Origin of the sequence: Chryseobacterium sp. CH21 (assembly GCF_004119445.1) — a bacterium.
In the GTDB taxonomy this organism is placed as follows: domain Bacteria; phylum Bacteroidota; class Bacteroidia; order Flavobacteriales; family Weeksellaceae; genus Chryseobacterium.
Genome location: NZ_QICI01000050.1, coordinates 90610 through 108498, shown reverse-complemented (window position 1 = coordinate 108498; position 17889 = coordinate 90610). Strand labels below are relative to the sequence as shown.

General features: G+C 35.7%; 17 protein-coding genes and 1 tRNA gene. 8 read left to right on the top strand and 10 right to left on the bottom strand.

Annotated elements, in window-relative coordinates; all coding sequences use genetic code 11:
- Window positions 1–2: 2 nt before the first annotated feature.
- Both BOQ62_RS10395 and BOQ62_RS10390 read left to right on the top strand, forming a co-directional pair.
- Entirely contained in the window at window positions 3–191 is a 189-nt protein-coding gene (locus BOQ62_RS10395) for a hypothetical protein (protein ID WP_129039250.1), read from the top strand.
- Window positions 192–873: 682 nt separating this feature from the next.
- Window positions 874–946, top strand: a tRNA-Phe gene (locus BOQ62_RS10390).
- A 282-nt stretch (window positions 947–1228) separates the two neighbouring features.
- On the opposite strand, the gene BOQ62_RS23160 is transcribed toward BOQ62_RS10390, so the two are convergent.
- The 7 genes from BOQ62_RS23160 to BOQ62_RS10365 form a co-directional block, all read right to left on the bottom strand.
- Window positions 1229–1450: a LytTR family DNA-binding domain-containing protein gene (locus tag BOQ62_RS23160; protein ID WP_228413955.1), complete on the bottom strand. Its 222-nt coding sequence runs from the start codon at window positions 1448–1450 to the stop codon at window positions 1229–1231.
- Window positions 1451–1473: 23 nt separating this feature from the next.
- A complete protein-coding gene (locus tag BOQ62_RS10385) occupies window positions 1474–1989 on the bottom strand; it encodes a LytR/AlgR family response regulator transcription factor (RefSeq protein ID WP_228413939.1) in 516 nt (171 codons plus the stop codon).
- Window positions 1990–2068: 79 nt separating this feature from the next.
- The gene (locus tag BOQ62_RS23155) at window positions 2069–2431 is read right to left on the bottom strand and encodes a RagB/SusD family nutrient uptake outer membrane protein (protein WP_228413936.1); all 363 of its coding nucleotides are present in this window, start codon (window positions 2429–2431) and stop codon (window positions 2069–2071) included.
- A gap of 8 nt (window positions 2432–2439) precedes the next feature.
- Entirely contained in the window at window positions 2440–3387 is a 948-nt protein-coding gene (locus BOQ62_RS10380; protein WP_228413934.1) for a RagB/SusD family nutrient uptake outer membrane protein, read from the bottom strand.
- Window positions 3388–3399: 12 nt separating this feature from the next.
- Complete coding sequence (locus tag BOQ62_RS10375) at window positions 3400–6729, bottom strand: SusC/RagA family TonB-linked outer membrane protein (RefSeq protein WP_129039248.1); 3330 nt, start codon at window positions 6727–6729, stop codon at window positions 3400–3402.
- A gap of 6 nt (window positions 6730–6735) precedes the next feature.
- Window positions 6736–9309 carry a zinc-dependent metalloprotease gene (locus BOQ62_RS10370; RefSeq protein WP_228413952.1) on the bottom strand — a complete coding sequence of 858 codons (2574 nt, stop codon included), beginning with the start codon at window positions 9307–9309 and terminating at the stop codon, window positions 6736–6738.
- 131 nt (window positions 9310–9440) lie between these two features.
- Window positions 9441–11024, bottom strand: coding sequence for a histidine kinase (locus BOQ62_RS10365; RefSeq protein ID WP_129039244.1), 1584 nt, complete (start codon window positions 11022–11024; stop codon window positions 9441–9443).
- A gap of 307 nt (window positions 11025–11331) precedes the next feature.
- On the opposite strand from BOQ62_RS10365, the gene BOQ62_RS23150 reads away from it, so the two are divergent.
- Genes BOQ62_RS23150 through BOQ62_RS10350 form a run of 4 tightly spaced genes read left to right on the top strand, consistent with a single transcriptional unit; the run spans window position 11332 to window position 13363 of the window.
- The gene (locus BOQ62_RS23150) at window positions 11332–11502 is read left to right on the top strand and encodes a thioredoxin domain-containing protein (RefSeq protein ID WP_228413932.1); all 171 of its coding nucleotides are present in this window, start codon (window positions 11332–11334) and stop codon (window positions 11500–11502) included.
- Window positions 11499–12476 carry a thioredoxin fold domain-containing protein gene (locus BOQ62_RS10360; protein ID WP_228413930.1) on the top strand — a complete coding sequence of 326 codons (978 nt, stop codon included), beginning with the start codon at window positions 11499–11501 and terminating at the stop codon, window positions 12474–12476. Before BOQ62_RS23150 ends, BOQ62_RS10360 begins: the two co-directional genes overlap by 4 nt.
- Before the next feature lie 43 nt (window positions 12477–12519).
- Entirely contained in the window at window positions 12520–13152 is a 633-nt protein-coding gene (locus BOQ62_RS10355) for a DUF3575 domain-containing protein (RefSeq protein ID WP_129039242.1), read from the top strand.
- Between the two features lie 4 nt (window positions 13153–13156).
- Entirely contained in the window at window positions 13157–13363 is a 207-nt protein-coding gene (locus BOQ62_RS10350) for a hypothetical protein (RefSeq protein WP_129039240.1), read from the top strand.
- On the opposite strand, the gene BOQ62_RS10345 is transcribed toward BOQ62_RS10350, so the two are convergent.
- Window positions 13364–14560, bottom strand: coding sequence for an exo-beta-N-acetylmuramidase NamZ domain-containing protein (locus BOQ62_RS10345; protein ID WP_129039239.1), 1197 nt, complete (start codon window positions 14558–14560; stop codon window positions 13364–13366).
- A gap of 4 nt (window positions 14561–14564) precedes the next feature.
- Here BOQ62_RS10345 and BOQ62_RS10340 point away from each other — a divergent pair, with 4 nt between their 5' ends.
- Window positions 14565–15794, top strand: coding sequence for an ABC transporter permease (locus tag BOQ62_RS10340; RefSeq protein WP_129039237.1), 1230 nt, complete (start codon window positions 14565–14567; stop codon window positions 15792–15794).
- 167 nt (window positions 15795–15961) lie between these two features.
- Window positions 15962–16954 (top strand): PLP-dependent cysteine synthase family protein, encoded by a 993-nt coding sequence (locus BOQ62_RS10335; RefSeq protein WP_129039235.1) that lies wholly within the window; start codon window positions 15962–15964, stop codon window positions 16952–16954.
- A 58-nt stretch (window positions 16955–17012) separates the two neighbouring features.
- Here BOQ62_RS10335 and BOQ62_RS10330 read toward each other — a convergent pair whose 3' ends face one another.
- Together BOQ62_RS10330 and BOQ62_RS10325 are read right to left on the bottom strand one after the other, a co-directional pair.
- The gene (locus BOQ62_RS10330) at window positions 17013–17546 is read right to left on the bottom strand and encodes a YcxB family protein (protein WP_129039233.1); all 534 of its coding nucleotides are present in this window, start codon (window positions 17544–17546) and stop codon (window positions 17013–17015) included.
- A 37-nt stretch (window positions 17547–17583) separates the two neighbouring features.
- Window positions 17584–17886, bottom strand: coding sequence for a chaperone modulator CbpM (locus tag BOQ62_RS10325; RefSeq protein WP_129039231.1), 303 nt, complete (start codon window positions 17884–17886; stop codon window positions 17584–17586).
- Window positions 17887–17889 lie beyond the last annotated feature (3 nt).

Genomic DNA, 17889 nt, shown 5'->3' with positions numbered 1-17889 from the left:
ATATGGATACCTCGAATCTGAGAATTACAGACACTCAGGATTTTGATTTAGAATATGAAATGTTTCTAAGCAATGTTCTGATATATAAAAAAATGGAACCTATGCAGTTCCCTTTACCAGATATTTTTCAACTTATCAGGATTGCCATGAATTTGGAAAAAACAGATCATCCGATATTCTGGAATATATGAAATCAAATACACTGGAACTGAAGGGAAAAGAAAGTAAAAAAATTCTGTACGACTTATCAGAACAAGAAAATATTCATTTTTCAAGTTCTGAACCTGTCAAAAAAATAAATTTTAAGGTAAATATTGTCTATAAAGGAAAAAATATTGAACGATATCTGAAGAATAAAAAATGTTTCACTTCGAAAAAAGATCTTGAAAATATTACATTTGAAAATATCAGTTCCAATACGATAATGATGAAACTAAATGTTCAAAAAATTATCCCGCCAAAATAGATTGCCTACTATAAACAAAAAACTTCTGCATCATGTGGAAGTTTTTTGTTTTTATTATTCTTTGAGATTTTTGAAACACAACTTTCTTGTTGTTAAAATCAGTAAAATATTCAAGATGATCTTTTATATGATCCCAGATAAACCTGTTTTCTGATGGATCAGCAGGAAGATATAGTTTTTGAAGAACTTTAAAAGTATTGGAGTGAAGCTGTTAAAAATAATCTTTTCAAAAAAAATTTAAAAAAACACTGTATATCAAACTACTGATGAACAGAGCTTTGAAATCAAAAACAAGCTATACCAACATATTCTTTCAAAAAAATAAATCAAAAAACTTGCGCGGTATTATAAAATGTTATACTTTTGCATCACTTTAAAACAACGAAGTAATAAACAAAAACATAAATGGTTTCTTAGCTCAGTTGGTAGAGCAATGGATTGAAAATCCATGTGTCCCTGGTTCGATTCCTGGAGAAACCACTTTAAAACCTCTAATTCATTTTAGAGGTTTTTTTGTTATTGTATTTTGAGATTATTCTTAAGATACAAAATTTAACGCAAAGGTTTACTTATATAAACTAAAATGTTGAGAAAGCAAAGCAGGAAATCAACTTAATGGATTCTTTTTAAGTGACAATATAAAATCATAAGCCTCATCATCGACTTGTCACTTTCTTAGCACACTTAGAAATAAGATCTTCTAAAATAAACCTTGTATTTATATAATGACGGAGAAGTAGAATGGTTATTTTTAAGGCCTAATTACTTGTTCAGCCAGTTCAGGCATTCTGCAATTTGCATTTTACTGATAAAAACCTCAGCATTCACTTCCGGTTCCGGAAAAAGCTTAATCTCTACTTTCTGACTGGAATGCTTGATAATCTCAGTAACCGCTTCTTTATTAACGATAAACTTACGGTTTATTTTAAAGAAAATCTCAGGATTCAGCTTCTGAATAATGTCTTTAATGGTATCATCATAAATATAGGTCTGATGATCTTTAGTTGTCAGGAAAAGGTATTTTCCTGAGGCAAAAAATAAGCGGTATTATGTTCGTCTATTGATTTGAGTTTATTCCCTTCTCTTACCATAAAACGTTTCATCACCTCGTCGTCAGCCTGGCGCAATGTGGAAATGGATTTAAGAACCGGTTCGGGATCAAAATTATTTCTTATAGAGATAAATTTCTGTAAAGCCTTATGTAAATCCTCTTCTTCAAAAGGTTTCAGAAGATAATCAATGGTAAAATGCCTGAAGACTCTCATGGCATATTCGTCAAATGCCGTAATGAAAATAATCGGGGTAAAAAGTTCTACATGCTCGAATATTTCAAGACTCATTCCATCACCAAGATGGATATCCATAAAAATAAGATCTGCAGAATCTTTTTCAAAAAAATCAATTGCCTGTTTTTTGGAACGAAGAATAACCGTCTCTGTAACAGGGACAATGCTTTGTGCATCTAAAAGATTTTTCAGATAATTCACAGCCAGCAGCTCATCTTCTATAATGGCAATTTTCATAACGCTGCAAAAGTACAAAAAAACCGCTAAAACAATTAAGTTCAAGCGGTTTCCTCTGTATTGAATTTGATATGAAGTTTTATAAATTAGGGTTATTCTTCTTCGCACTCATTGGATATTCAATGGTATATCGCGGATCATTCTGCTGAAGAATATACTCTTTGCCACTAATTGTATGGCTTATTTTTTTCTGATTTGCTCTTCTTAAGTCGAACCATCTTTGTCCTTCCAAAGCAAATTCTCTGAATCTTTCATCCAGAATAAAGTTCATAAATGCTGTAGAGTCCATTGGAGCCACTGCATTTTGTACTGAAGTATATCCATCCGGAGTATATCTGTTTTTTAAAACTTTCAGCAGTGTTTCTTTAGCTTCTGCCAGTTTATTCAACTTTAATAATGCCTCAGACTTTATAAAGTACTGCTCTGCTGTTCTGAAAGACACTTTAAATTCTAAACTTCCTCCTTTGGTGACTTTATACTTACTACCATTTTTTCAAAATACATGCCAAACCTTTTATCTGCGGTAACATTATATGAAGAAATGAGCTCCGGAGATGCAAAAGATAGGTTTTTTATGGAATTATCCCATGTATTATCCAAAGCCATGATAGATTCCGGGGAAGCATAATGGTTAGGTACAGTATTGGTGGTATTCAAATTGCTCAAATCACCTTTTACAGCCAATACCTGATCTGCAAAATTTAAAGCTTTATTCCAGTCTCCTTCATAAAGCGCTGTTCTTGCTTCAAATGCCAGCAATGCTGTTTTTGAAAATCTATAATTGACTCCTAGCGCCTGCTTCTGCTCTACCATCAGATCCTCAGCCTTTTTAAGGTCTGCGTGAACCTGTGTATACACTTCCTGTACAGAAGATGGTTTCAATACTTGCTCAAGATCAATTTCCAGATTGATCGGAACTCCTCTGTCAGTAGAAGCTGTAGCACTGTTGTACGGTTTTCCATATAAATTTACCATATCAAAATACAGATAAGCACGAAGAGCGTATGCTTCTGCTAAAATCTGATTTTTCTCAGGAGAGTCCTGCATGGTCTTACTTCCTTCGTTGATAATCTGATTCAGATAGAAGTTCACAGTATAAAAACTTAACCAAGGAAGTTCTGTAGATGTAGCATCATAGTTCGAATCCTTCCACATCGCGATCTCACGATAAGAAATAAAATCTACTCCATTGTCATCAAGATTTGTCTCATCAGTACGAAGAGCTACCAGCGACTTGTGAACAGGATATTTTGAATAAGCTGATGTAAGTACTTTTCGGTAATCTTCAGCAGTAACAGGAATAATCTTTCCTTCTGGCTGAATATCTAAAAATCTGTCACATCCTATATTGATAAAGCTGATGGCTGCAAGGGCTATGATTGTTGTAATTTTTCTCATTGTTCTCAAGTTTTAAAAAGAAACATTAAATCCTACGGTCACCGACTTGGTGATAGGCTGTGCATAAATATTACCATACGTTTCAGGATCGAAATATCCTTTGTATCCGTTACTGAAGACAAAAAGGTTACGTCCTTCAACACTCAGTCTCAGACTGGAAATTCCCATAGGATTTGTAAATTCTTTTGGAAGTGTATAGCCTAAACGGATGCTGCTGATTCTGATATAACTGATCTCTTTTGCCCATACATCAAGTAGGTTGTATGCGCTTGAGCGGTTTCCGGCAAACCATTTATTCGCCATCCATCCGTCCGGATTAGCATCCATATCAGGACTTGTAATTCCCGGAAGGGAACCTCCTGCTTCATAGATATCTCTTGTATAGTTTCTTCCTCTGTCCAGCTCCATACCACGGTAAGATGGCGTTCTCATTACGGTCTGCTTCAGGTTGAATGTTGCAGAGATGGTAAGATCGAAATTACTTACCTTAAATGTGTTGATAATACCTCCGGTAAACTTCGGATCTCTGTCTCCTACATAGGTAAACAGACTTCTCAATTCAGCGTTAGAAAGTTTCGTATCTACAAGCTGCCCCGGAAGGAAATCTGCATATACATCATATAACTTAAAGAATTCTGCTGCTGAAATCTTTTGATCTCCTTTCCAGAAAAGAGGATTTCCATGCTCATCCATTCCTGCAGTTTTCAAAGCAAAAACAGCATTCACAGGCAGCCCTTCTCTGGAAGGAAGGAAAGCATTCTCACGGGGCTGCTCGCTCAATACTCTACTCTTGTTGTGTGCAAAGTTGATCGTAGTTGTCCATTTGAAATTATCATGATTGATGTTTCTGGTAGATATGGCTAATTCAAAACCTTTATTGGTCAAACTTCCCCAGTTCATCATTGTATATTCAAACCCTGTTTCAAGAGGGGTTTCTCTCATACTGATCATATCTGTTCCTTTTCTACTGTACACATCAGCGGTAAGGCTCACACGATTATTGAATAACCCTAAATCAAGACCCAAGTTGGTATTGGTTGTTTTTTCCCATCTCAATTTATCGTTCGGAGGGCTGATAACATTGATAACTCCTTCTTTTATTCCCGGAAGAATCGTTGTATCATTGTATTCGCCAATAAAGAATGGCGATGTATTTCTGTCAATATTTCCCTGAAGACCATAAGAAGCTCTCAATCTAAGGTTAGATACCGCAGCAATATTTTTCATGAATTCTTCTTTCGTTACCAGCCATGATCCTGAAACTGCCCATATTGGAAGATATTTATATTTTTTATTCACCCCGAAAAGGTTGGTTCCATCATATCTTACACTTCCGAAGAATGTATATTTCTTATCGTAGGTGTAAGACGCTGTGGCAAACATAGAAGCATAAGCATTCTCTATAGGAGCTGCTTCACGGTATGTTTCATATCTTTTGTCCGCTGCAAAACTTGAATTTGGGAAAACAATTGCCGTAGCTCTTCTCGTTTTTGAGTCATACCCGAAAGCTCTTGTAATAGTGGTGTTATCCTCTGTTTTACGGATTTCTGTACCTGCCATCAAATCAATTTCATGCTTATTGATCTTTGTACTATACGCCGCCTGCAATTTCCAGTTGTACTGGAAGAAATCATTATCCCAGTTTTGTTTCACCGCACCAGCCGGTAGAAAGTAATTGTATTTACCGTCTTTGTAATAACGGGTATTTTCTTTCATTTTTCTGGTAAAGTACGTATTCTCTTCAGCAAACTTCTCTGTTTTGTTGGTATCATACTGAAGGCCTAACTGAGAGGTAAACCTTAAACTTTTTGAAGCTTTGTATTCTAAATCTAAAATAGCTTTCAAAGAGTTATTTTTCAGTGAATAGTTTGTATTTTCTCTTTCTTCAAGGAAGTTGAAAGGAATATAACGGTCTTCAAAACCATCCATATCTTTATCATAATTGTAGCTTCCGTCTGCATTGAAAGGCTTTAGATAAGGATTGGCATTTCTTGAATAATTAACAGGGTTTATTGAAGCATCAGCATCCGTTACAAAAGATGTACGTTCGCTTTGCGTTCCGAAAATAGAGATTCCTGCATTTAACTTATCGCTTAATTTATAGTTGTTTTTTAAAGTCAGGTTATAACGTTTAAAACCTGTCCCGATAGTTGTTCCTTCTTCATCATAGTATCCTAGGGAGAAATAATAATCTGCACGATCACTTCCTCCGGAAACACTTAATCCGTATTGTTTGTTAATAGCATTTCTGTACAACAGTTTACCCCAGTCTGTATTATTATTTCTTAAACCGTTAATCTGCTGGCGCGTCAATGAGTTCAATGCATCAAAACCGCCGTTTCTGAAAGCATCAAGCTGGCTGTTCTGGGTCAGAATTCTCATAACTTCTCCTTTATCTGCACGGTAGGTAAGATCTGCACGCTTTGCAAGCATCAATTCCAGGTCAACTTTTTCGGAAGCGTTTAAAAGGTTCAGTTTATCAAAATCAGGACGGGATGTCACGAAAGTATCTGCTGAGAAGTTCAGTTTCAGACTTCCTTTTTTTCCTTTTTTGGTTGTAATAGAGATCACTCCGTTTGCTGCTCTTGCTCCATAAATAGCTGTTGCAGCCGCATCTTTAAGGATGGTAATATCTTCAATATCATTAGGGTTAAGCCCTGCAATAGAGAAGTTCTGAAGCTGGTCAATATTATCTTTATCGGTAAAGTTCGGAACATCATTTCCTTCTAACGGAAGACCGTCAATTACCCATAGCGGATCCTGAGGACCGGAAAGAGAAGCTGTACCTCTGATTCTGATCTTCGCAGGGCTACCAGGAGCACCGGTTTCGGGAGTTACTGCCACACCAGCAATCTGCCCTGCCAGCATTTGGTCCACACTGGCAACACCAGCCTGGCTGATGTTGTCCATTTTTACTGTAGAAACCGCTGAAGTCTGCTTACGCTTTTCAATTTTCTGGTAACCGGTGATGATGACTTCCTGGATTTTATTTTTATCTGTTACCTCAGAAGTTAGCCTGATGGTATAGTTGGTCTGTCCTTCATTAAGCTGAATTACTCTGGATTCATAACCTGGGTAACTTACCAATACAGTTTTTGTATCGGCAGGAATTTCCAATATAAATTTCCCGTCCTTATCAGTTACTGTACCTACGGATACACTTTCGATAATTCCTTCTAATTCTGTTTTTGTAGAGACCGACTGAGTTTCGATTTTTATAGAAGCACCGATGATGATATGAGAAGTATTTGCATCTTCAATTTTTCCGGTGATGGTTTTCTTTTGCTGGGCCATTGCAATATTAGCAGCCAAAAGAGGTAAAAGTATTAGAGTTTTTTTCATTGCTGTTTATTTGTTTAAAGCCTCTTGTATACGAATAATTAAATCTGTGTAATGCGCTCTGGAAGCATCATCACCTCTGTATCTTGTTCCGTTCAGTAAGTCCAGAACCTTCTGAAGTTCTGCCCTCTTGTAAGTAGTGACTTCAGATACTCTTTTCATGGATGAATAATTGATATTCCTCAACCCGTGATCTTCTTCATGGAAATTACAGATGGTCGGGATATTCAGATTACCCTCTGTCATCAATCCTTTCACTGCTGTTTTTTCAAATAATTTGTTCACTGAAACAATTAAAGCATCCACATAATTCTTCTGAGTCATTTTCTCAAGCATTGTAAGGCTTCCTTTTTTATTGAAAATCGCCTTTCTTACCTGATCAAATAAATTTTCAACGGTGTAGATTTCTTCTTTCGATCCTGAAACCTGATGTTTCATCTCGTTTTCAAGTAACCTCAATAATCTGTCATCCATCAATAGGGAATAGATAGTCCCATACTGCATTCCTCTTGCCAGGGTATACGGTGTCTGCTCGAATGGCCCCATTGGCGAATCTTTAACCGGATATGTTTTTTCTGTAATCGGATTAAAGAATAACCACTCCGGAATATTGATTGCATTTTTAACCAGATAATCAACAGCTCTTCTCTGAATCTCTGCAGGTACTGCTTCATATGCCTTCTTCTTATTACCAAAAACCGTGTTGTTCAGGTAAATTCCTCCTACATTTGCCATCACATGACCTGTATAAAGATCCCACTGCCCGATAACTCCCAAATACAGTTTTCCGGCATCCGTGTATTCTTTACCATCTTCATAGGTCCATTTTAAGAGATTATTGATGACAACTTTAAGGTTTTTTATTCCATATTCGCTGGCTTTCATCGCATCATCACCTAAATCTTCAGACTGCGAACGAGGGTCAATGGTTTCCAGGTAGCTTTGCTGCTCACCGTAGAAATACATTGGGTCATCTTCATGTTTTTCAATTAGGTTTTTCAACGCTTTTTTCTCTACGAACTCATCCGGATACCAACGGTAGCCCCATTCTATAGCATATTTGTCGTAAAGACCAATTTTCGGAGTGATTGCTGTAACGCCATCTTCCGGCTGAGCTACGTAATTGTAACGTGCATAATCCATAATGGAAGGTGCCGTACCACCCATTTTGTCTGTAAATTCTTTGGAACGAAGCGACTCTACAGGGAATGCAAAGGATGCTCCCATATTGTGCTTCAATCCGAAAGTGTGTCCTACTTCATGAGATGAAACAAAACGGATGGCTTCACCCATATGTTCATCACTGAATCTATTTCCTCTTGCTTTAGGGTCTATTGGTCCTGTCTGAATTCTCATCCAGTCATGAAGAGAAGTCATTACATTATGCCACCAGATAATATCTGCTTCGATAATTTCCCCACTTCTAGGATCTACCACAGAGGGTCCCATAGCATTTGACTTTGGCGATGCGGCGTAAGTAATCACAGAATATCTTACATCATCAATATCAAAATCTTCATCTTTTTCCTCAGGCATTTTCGCAATCACTGCATTTTTAAATCCTGCTTGCTCAAACGCCGCCTGCCAGTCATGTACTCCGGCAATGATTTTCTCACGCCATTGTTTTGGAGTTGCCGGATCGATATAATAAACAATCGGTTTCTTAGGCTCTACCAGCTCTCCTCTTAAATATTTTTCTTTATCTTCATCTTTGGGTTCAAGATTCCATTTGGTAATGAAAAACTTTTCATCCATTTTTTGCTGATTGTCATTAAACGACCAGTGTTTTTCAGAGAAAAACCCTACTCTTGAATCCGCTACTCTTGGTTTCATCGGTATTTTAGAAAGCAGAACCAGGTTGGTTGTAACGCCTAATGTTACCGGAAGATCTACACCACCTTCATTCACAGAAGTAGACAATTGAGATTTCACCACAAGATTCTTAGGAAATGTTTTCACTCCTTCTATATAAGAAAGGCTTGATTTTACAGATCCTCCTAAACCTACATTCGCCAACACATCGTTAAAGCTCTTTTGATTTCCATCAAAAACTTTATTAACTTTAATGGCTACCGCTGTAGAATCACTGTTTTGTGCTTCAATATCAAAAACTTCAATAACAGATTCTGAAAAGTTGTCTTTTACAGATTTTGTAATGGCATCATTTTTTGGGGATGACACTTTAGGAACCACCGTCTTTACCCATACTTTTTTAGCTACGGGATCACGGTGGAAAGAGATGACTTTATTTTCATAGTTCATTCCCTTATTCAAGCCAGCCTCATTCACCTGCATCGGCACCTGAGATAGCTTGTTGACCACCAAAAACTGGCGTCCCATCAAGCTGTCAGGAATTTCAAAATAAATGTCCGTCTTTACCTGAATGGTATTAAAAAGTCCCTTTTTATAAGTTCCTTTTTTGATCAGATCTTCAATTTTTTTTGTTTTCTTTGAGGAAGATGTCTCTGTCTTATCCGTTTTTTCTTTGTTGACCTTTACTGTATCTTTATCTTTTTTCTGTGCTACTGCCATTGGTGAAGCCATAGCAAGACCGAGATACAGAGCCAGCCTGTAATTCTTCATTAAAATAGTCCGATTCATTCCAAATAGTAAATATCTTAGTTTCAGTAAGCAAAGCTATAAGTATCGTGAATCATATAAATAATATTAGGGAGTGAATGGTGCTAATTCGGGAGTGAATGGATTTTTTATTTTCACTTCATTAATGGCAAAAAACATATGAAATATTCACCATCTACAGAAATATGAAGAAGATTATTCTTAAAATACCCATAAACCTGGTTCAAATAATCAATTCCGAATTTCTCCCCCTGTACCGGTTCCGTTTTAGGCTGCCAGGTGTTCTTTACTGTGATACCTTCCCCATCCACAATAATGATAATTTCCAAAGGTTGGTCTATCGTTGCAATATTGTGTTTTACAGCATTCTCAGTGACAATTTGAAGGGATAAATATGGAATTCGTTTATCCAGGCTTTTAGGATCATTAATTATGATTTCAAACTTTATCTCTTCGTCAAACCTGCTTTTCAGAAGCTCCATATAATGCTGTATAAATTTGATCTCCTGAGAAACCTGAACAATATTTTCTTTCGGAGGCACGATCAGATACCTGTAGATCTTGGAAAGATTCATGGTAAACTTCTGCGCATTTTCTTTACTGATCCCGATCAGCATATAAAGGGAATTCAATGAATTGAAAAGAAAATGCGGATTGATATTATTTTTAAGCTGCTGAAGCTGATTGATGACTTCGGCTTTATGCATCTTTTCATTCTCTATCAGCAATAAATTCTTCTCAGACTGTATCTTTTCTTTTTCCTGATACGCCAGATTGGTTGCCCTTTGAAACAATATAAAAACTGTTACAATAAGAAACAGGGCTGCAAGAAAAATATAAACAGTATAGGTTTTTATCTTGCTGATGTTTTCATCGATGATAAAATTCACATGATTGACAACTGTATATCCGTCAAAATTATCAGTCTTCAATGGTTTAATGAAACGTGTCACTTCCACTCCAAGATATTCTGAAACTGCTGTTCCTTTGGTATATCCCGCCTCGGTTTTGCTGGTCAGGGTATCATTAGCTTTAATATCTGTAAAGTCAAAAATATTCTTTCCGATGTATTTTTTTTCAGGATGGGTAATGCAGATTCCTTCTTTGGTAAAAACATAGGCGTAGGTATTGGAGCTTTTATCGACATTGATAAAGTACTGATGAAGATCATCCAGACTCACGGTAGAGCCATAGTACAATTTATTTTTATCTGGCAGGACCAAAGAATCATAACTTATCCAGTACATACTGTCTTTCTTGGTAATCAAAAGGTCTTTGAAATGACCCGGACCGTTATTTCTTATGACAATAGATCCCTTTTTATTATCTGTCTTTTTAAAAATATCGGATAAAGGATTGTTGCTCTCCGACTTTCCTGAAACGCTGTTTTCATAATAATACCAACTGTAAGGGAGCAGATTTCTTTTTTTGTTTAAATCATTTAAAACTAAAGAATAATCCTTATAATTCTTCAACCCATCCTTCTGAATCAGCGCCCGAAGCAGATATTGATAATCTTCAATATTTCTGAATTCATGTTCTATAGATTCATATTTTCGGAAGAATGTTTTCTTTGCAAAATCATCAGTATTTTTCCGGCTGTCTTCTGTAATCAGAAGACTCAAAACAGCAAATGCTGCCACAGCAATCAGGCAGGCAGATAAGGCAGTAATATAAATGGACTTTTTGGATAAAGCGTGTTTAAAATTAATAATCAAATTCTCTAAATTATGGTTTCCTCTACATATAAATTATTCGTTTGCAAAGATATAACAAAGATTTCAGGACTGAAAAGTGAATTAAATTTAGATTTTTGTTTTTTTGAAAAACTACCAGACAGCGCACATTTATGAATTAAAAATGATATTCAAAATCTTGTTAAATTCATCACTTATTAACAAAAAAAGTATAAAGCATAAAAACAGGTATAAGTCTTAAAGTTCGTTAATATCGTCATTCATACAACAGATACAGCACTCTATATTTTGAAAATTAATTATCTTCGCCTACAAATCTTATTTGAAAATGAAGAAGATCATCTCCGGGATATCTATTTTTTGTGCCATCGTTATTTCAGCTCAGGAAGCGATCCAATTTCAGGAACTGCCTTTCAAAGATATTATTGCAAAAGCCAAGAAGGAAAAGAAATTGGTTTTTATTGATGCTTATGCATCATGGTGCGGCCCATGCAAATGATGGAGAAAAATGTTTTCACACAGAAATCAGTGAGTGATTATTACAATACCAACTTCATTAATGCAAGATTTGATATGGAAAAAGGAGAAGGTAGAGAGATTGCTTCTAAATTTGGGGTACGTTCCTATCCTACTTATCTTTTCCTGAATGGCGAAGGTGAAATTGTTTCCAGAAATACAGGGTATATGGAAGAAAGTATGTTTGTAGCAATGGCTCAGGACATCAATTCACCCGGGAACAAAAAAGGGTCTTTTAAAGATCGCTTTGCCAATGGTGAAAAAGATCCTGAATTTCTGGTCAACATCATGAAGCTAAATGCCAACACAGATTATGACTTCGCCAAAAAAGCTTCCGAAAGATATTTCCAAAATAAAAAGAAAACTGAAGAATTAACCAAAGATGAGATAGGATTTCTACTCTATTTTGTAAAATCATCAGAAGATGCCAATTATAATGTCTTTGCCTCCAGAAAAACAGAGATCGTTAAATTTCTTCCAGAAGAGACATACAACGAATTTGATGCACAGCTGAAATTAGGTAAAATAGTAGAACAGTCTATTGATGATAAAAATAAAAAAATCAATGATAACTATTTTCTAAAAACGGCTGAACCATTGGTAGGAAAAGACGCAGCACTTAAAAAATTGAATCAGACTAAACTGAGTTACTATGAGCAAAACAGCAATTTTCCAGAGTATGAGAAAGCTGCTTTAGATTATTATAAAAACTCGGACACATTTGACCCTAATGAACTTTTAAGAGCAGCATGGGTATTTGCAGATCATGTAAAAAACCCTGCTTCATTAAAAAAAGCTACAGAATGGGCAGAAAAATCTGTCATGAGAAGTGAAACTTCAGAAAACACTTATATTCTAGCTAAACTCTATCACCTTACAGGAAATAAAGAGATGGCAAAAACTATGCTGAAATGTCTAAAAATATGGCAGTTCAGGGCAATAAGGATTCTCAACTAGCAGATGAATTATTAAAGCAAATAAAATAAACATTATATACCGGATGAAATATAAATTATTAGCAGCAGGCATTTTAGCTTTCCTGTCAGTAAGTACATTGACTGCTCAGGAACAGGAACAAGGAGGACAGGATAAAAGTTTATACATTAAAGGAAATGCTTTATTTGCTCCGATAGGAATTTTAAACCTTGGAATTGAAAAACAGATAAGCCCTAAATATACCCTTCAGGGAGATGTTTTCATTTCACCATGGAAGTCTTTCGCAGGACACAAATTACAGTTCTATTCCGTTTCTGCAGAAGGAAGATATTATTTTAATGAAGCTTTTAAGCATTGGTATGTTGGAGCTAACCTTTCTGTTGCTGCTTACAATGCGTCAAAATGGAACTATTGGTCAGACGCGCCAATGACAGATGAGCGTGGACAAACCTTTATACAATCTAATCTTTACCAAAAAGGATATTCAATTATGCTTGGTATTACTGGTGGTTATCAATTTCAGTTATCTGAACACTGGAATCTTGACATTTATGCAACAGTGGGAACTGCTCAGAGTTTTTATAAAGGATATGACAAATCAACTGGGCAGCGATATGATTTTGCTGAAAAATTTAACAAAAGTGGTGAAATCATACCATACAGAGGGGGGGTAATGATTTCTTACAAATTAAAATAACACTATGAAGCCATTTGGAAGAAATCATATCATTATATCAGTGATCACCTTTGTGATTCTTTTTTTGATGAATTATGTCGGCAACGACCTGCCAGATAAATTACAAAGAGCCTTAATGACTGCTTTTGCAGGAGTTGTCGGGCTTACTGTCGGCCTGTTTGTCTTAAACAAAGGCAAAAATGATAAAAATCCACCTCAAAATTTTGATTAATTAATCTTCATATACCACATATCGGGTTCTGATCTTTTCGAAACTTTCCAGATCTTTTTTCCACGAAGCTTTAATTTCCGGAATTGACTTTCCATCAATGATCTGTTTTCTGAATTCATCAGTCCCGGATAAGGTATCGAACCAAAGATTTTTCAGGAAGAAATCCTGTTGAGAATTTTTATAATTCTGATAGGCTTTGATGACCCATTCTAAATTCAGTTCTCTTAAGTCATTAGGATAACTTGAAAGGTTTTCACCATAACATAATTTTCCGTTCAGAAAAGGATCTTTAGCACCATAGCTCGGCTTTGGCGTAAACTGATAGGGAAGATTTTCTGTCCAGGGAGAACCATAAATCTGGAAAGGAAGATCGGTACCTCTTCCTACAGAAACCTGAGTGCCTTCAAAAAAGCACAGACTTGGATATAAATTGATTGCTTTATCATTAGGTAAATTAGGAGAAGGCTTATCAAGCATCGGGTAACGTTGTTTTTTATGATAATTCTTCATCGGAATAAGGGTATATTTGGCCTGAACACCATTTTTCAGCCATTTCTCGCCATTCACCATTTTTCCATACTCACCTATCGTCAATCCATATACTACAGGAACTTCATGTAACCCTACAAAACTTACCCATTTTTTTCTCAAAACAGGTCCGTCAGTATATCCGTCGTGTGGATTAGGGCGATCTAATACCATCACCTCAACATTATTTTCAGCACCTGCTTCCATCAGGTAAGACAATGTAGAAATATAAGTATAGAACCTCACTCCCACATCCTGAATATCAAAAACGATGATATCAATTCCTGAGAGTTGTTCTGGTTTGGGTTTTTTATTATTTCCATACAGAGAAACAATGGGAATTCCGGTTTTTATATCTACCCCATTTTTTACTTTTGCACCGGCATCAGCATCTCCTCGGAAACCATGTTCAGGAGCAAAAATCGACTTGATCTTAATCCCGTTTTTTACCAGAAAATCTACCAAATAAGTTTTATCACTCATCAAACCCGTTTGATTGGTTACCACCCCAATTGTTTTGCCTTTTAACAATGGTAAATAAATTTCAGGTTGATCTGCTCCGGTTTTAAAATCCGATTGAACTTGAGTCTGAGAATAATATTGGTTGAATACTCCTAAAAAAATTAGGCAAATCAGAAGTAAATTTTTAATTTTGAAATCTAAATTCATAAGCTTGAAATTTCCTTTATATTTCTCTAGAAAAATAGCATTTTCCAAAGATAACAAAAATAACCTTTCTAGGGTTATCATCTTCATTGGCAGGCTTTCCGTAGCATTAGGAATTATCGTTTCCTTAATTACCGTAGCCACTGGTTTTGGTTCCAAAAAAGCTATCAAAGAGAGGCTGGCAGATTTCAGCGGACATATAACAGTAAGATCTACCCGATCGAATTCTTCCTATAATACCTCTGTACTTGATAATCAGGGACTGAATATTGCCAAAATAAAAGAGCTTCCCGATGTGGAAAGCACCCAAAAATATGTAACGGTTACCGGAATTATGCGTAATGAACACAATTTCGCAGGAATTATATTTAAAGGGATCGGAAAAGATTTCGACAGTTTAAGATTCAAAAAGTTTCTTATTGCCGGAACGACACCGAAAGTAACGGAAAAAGGATACAACAATGATGTTGCTATTTCACAAAAAGTAGCAAAAGACCTCCATCTTAAGCTCAATGACAGTATTGTTACTGTATTTTTAAAAGCAGATCAAAAACCGCTTTACCGTAAATTCAGAGTTATTGGAATCTACAGAACAGATATTAAATTGATTGACGAGCAGTTTGTTATCGGTGGGATTAATCATGCAAGAAAAATTCAGGATATGAAGCCTGATGAAATTGGCGGCATTGATATTTTCCTTAAAAATGTAAATGATATTGATAAAGATTTTCCAGATATTGAAAAACTCATCGGCTATAAAAACTATGCTGAAAAAGCTACTGAAAAATTCCCTCAGATTACGGACTGGATCAGTATTTTTGATACCAATATTGCCCTGATCATTATCATCATGCTGATTGTAGTAGTAATCAATATCATTATGGTTCTACTCATTCTTATTATTGAAAGAACCAATTCTATTGGGCTTCTAAAAACATTAGGAGCAAGCAATTCACAGATAAGAGCCACCTTCATCAATTATACCCTGATTATTATGATTCCGGGGCTTTTGTATGGAAATGCGATCGGTTTAGGACTTATTTTGATTCAGAAATTCTTTGGAGTAATCAAACTTAATCCGGAAAACTACTATGTAAGTACAGTTCCTGTAGACCTTAATCCAATTGCCATTGTTTCTATTTCGGTAGGAATCCTTATTATCTCAGGATTGGCTTTGATTATTCCCAGCTACCTGATCAGTAAGATTTCTCCGGTGAAAGTCATTAAGTACAATTAATCCGATAATTGATAATTGATAATTGATAATTGATAATTGATAATTGATAATTGAAAGTTACAGCTTGTATTTGAGATGATTTCACAGTTATCAACAACTTATCAACATGTTATCCACAGCGCAGATAATTTTAAAAGCCTTATCTTTGCGCTGCTTATAAAACATTTATGAAATACGCAAAAAATATCCTTGAAACGATAGGTAACACACCGCTGGTAAAGCTTAACAAAGTATTAGGTGAAGATTTCCCGGCATTAGTATTAGCAAAAGTAGAGACTTTCAATCCCGGAAACTCCGTAAAGGACAGAATGGCTCTTAAAATGATAGAAGATGCCGAAAAAGACGGCAGATTAAAACCTGGAGGAACCATTATTGAAGGAACTTCGGGAAATACAGGAATGGGATTAGCATTGGCTGCTATCATCAAAGGGTACAAATGTATCTTTGTGACCAATTCAAAACAGTCTAAAGAAAAATGTGATATTCTTCGTGCTGTAGGGGCTGAAGTAATTGTTTGCCCTACTGATGTAAAACCTACCGATCCACGTTCTTATTACTCAGTTTCCAAAAGACTGGCAAAAGAAACGGAGAACGGATGGTATGTAAACCAATATGACAATTTATCCAACAGAGCGGCTCATTACGAGTCTACCGCTCCGGAAATCTGGGAACAAACTGAAGGAAAACTGACTCATTTTGTAGTAGGAGCCGGAACAGGAGGTACGATCACAGGATGTGGAACATTCTTCAAAGAAAAAAATGCTGACATCAAAGTAATTGGGGTTGATACTTACGGTTCTATCCTGAAAGAATTTCATGAAACAGGTGAATTGCATTACGATCATGCTTACACTTATATTACAGAAGGTATCGGGGAAGATATTATTCCTGAAAACTATAACATGTCTGTAATTGATCACTTCGAAAAAGTAACGGATAAAGATGGTGCCATTTATGCTAGAAAACTGGCTAAAGAAGAAGGAATTTTCTGCGGATACTCTGCCGGAAGTGCCATTGCATCTTTGATTCAGATGAAAGATCAGTTCACGAAAGATGATGTAATCGTAGTTTTACTTCATGACCATGGTTCAAGATATGTAGGAAAAATCTACAATGACGAGTGGATGAAGGAAATGGGCTGGCTGGAAGAAAACAAATAAGCTAACTTGTAAATAATAAAAAAAACGGAGCAAAATTATTTTGCTCCGTTTTTTGTTTTTACTGATCGATTTTTACTTTCTCTTTCAATATATTCTTAAGAAAGCTATATTCTTTCTCACTCATTGCTTTTCTGGGAAACATATAGCTGTATTTTCCTTCAAGAGAAATAAATTCATGAGTGCTGTCGAAGTATTCAAAATCTTTCCATTCGTTTGTTTCTTTTTCGCCATCAATATTGACTGTGAAAAAGTTATTATCAAATCTGACTTCGTATATTTTACATTTTTCAAGCCTATTCAGATAATGATTCACCTGTTTTTTCCATCTTGAAACTTTATTAACGCTTACGGATAAAAAAACAGCACAAAGCAACAATATAAAACTCAGGAAGTATAAAACTCCTGCATTTTCTTTACTCAAAAGGTCTTTTAAAAGAAAAACAATGAAAACAATTAATGCAGCAACTACGGTAACGATAGTTTTACTTTTCGTAGTAGGTGAAAAAAGCAGACTTCCCTGATTACCGCTAAAATAAATATCTTCAAAAATCTTTCTGTCCGGTTTTAGTGTAATCACCTTTTCTTCATTCATAATTATAGAGTTTGCTTTAAAAAGCTACAAAACTAAACTAAATATCTTCATATTGATCACTTATTGCGGAAAGTTTATGCATCAGTTCTCTGTTTCTGCGGTTCAGAGCATCCAGTTTTTTCAGCATATTATGAATCACTTCAAGACCTGGAAGATTAATTTCAAGATCATAATGCCAGTTGGCAAATTTTTCCAAATCAGGCAGATCTTCGTACATCAGATAATGGATGTTATTTTCAATATGAATATTCAATAGCCCATAATCTACAAGATCATCAAAAAAAGTAATTTCTATATTATAGATTTTTACGAGTTCTTCCCGTGATATTCTTTCACTCATAGC

Coding starts and splice junctions, on each gene's coding strand:
- BOQ62_RS10395 (WP_129039250.1), top strand. CDS start 3: ATGGATACCTCGAATCTGAGAATTACAGACACTCAGGATTTTGATTTA.
- BOQ62_RS10385 (WP_228413939.1), bottom strand. CDS start 1,989: ATGAAAATTGCCATTATAGAAGATGAGCTGCTGGCTGTGAATTATCTG.
- BOQ62_RS10380 (WP_228413934.1), bottom strand. CDS start 3,387: ATGAGAAAAATTACAACAATCATAGCCCTTGCAGCCATCAGCTTTATC.
- BOQ62_RS10375 (WP_129039248.1), bottom strand. CDS start 6,729: ATGAAAAAAACTCTAATACTTTTACCTCTTTTGGCTGCTAATATTGCA.
- BOQ62_RS10370 (WP_228413952.1), bottom strand. CDS start 9,309: ATGAAGAATTACAGGCTGGCTCTGTATCTCGGTCTTGCTATGGCTTCA.
- BOQ62_RS23150 (WP_228413932.1), top strand. CDS start 11,332: ATGAAGAAGATCATCTCCGGGATATCTATTTTTTGTGCCATCGTTATT.
- BOQ62_RS10360 (WP_228413930.1), top strand. CDS start 11,499: ATGATGGAGAAAAATGTTTTCACACAGAAATCAGTGAGTGATTATTAC.
- BOQ62_RS10355 (WP_129039242.1), top strand. CDS start 12,520: ATGAAATATAAATTATTAGCAGCAGGCATTTTAGCTTTCCTGTCAGTA.
- BOQ62_RS10350 (WP_129039240.1), top strand. CDS start 13,157: ATGAAGCCATTTGGAAGAAATCATATCATTATATCAGTGATCACCTTT.
- BOQ62_RS10345 (WP_129039239.1), bottom strand. CDS start 14,560: ATGAATTTAGATTTCAAAATTAAAAATTTACTTCTGATTTGCCTAATT.
- BOQ62_RS10335 (WP_129039235.1), top strand. CDS start 15,962: ATGAAATACGCAAAAAATATCCTTGAAACGATAGGTAACACACCGCTG.
- BOQ62_RS10330 (WP_129039233.1), bottom strand. CDS start 17,546: ATGAATGAAGAAAAGGTGATTACACTAAAACCGGACAGAAAGATTTTT.
- BOQ62_RS10325 (WP_129039231.1), bottom strand. CDS start 17,886: ATGAGTGAAAGAATATCACGGGAAGAACTCGTAAAAATCTATAATATA.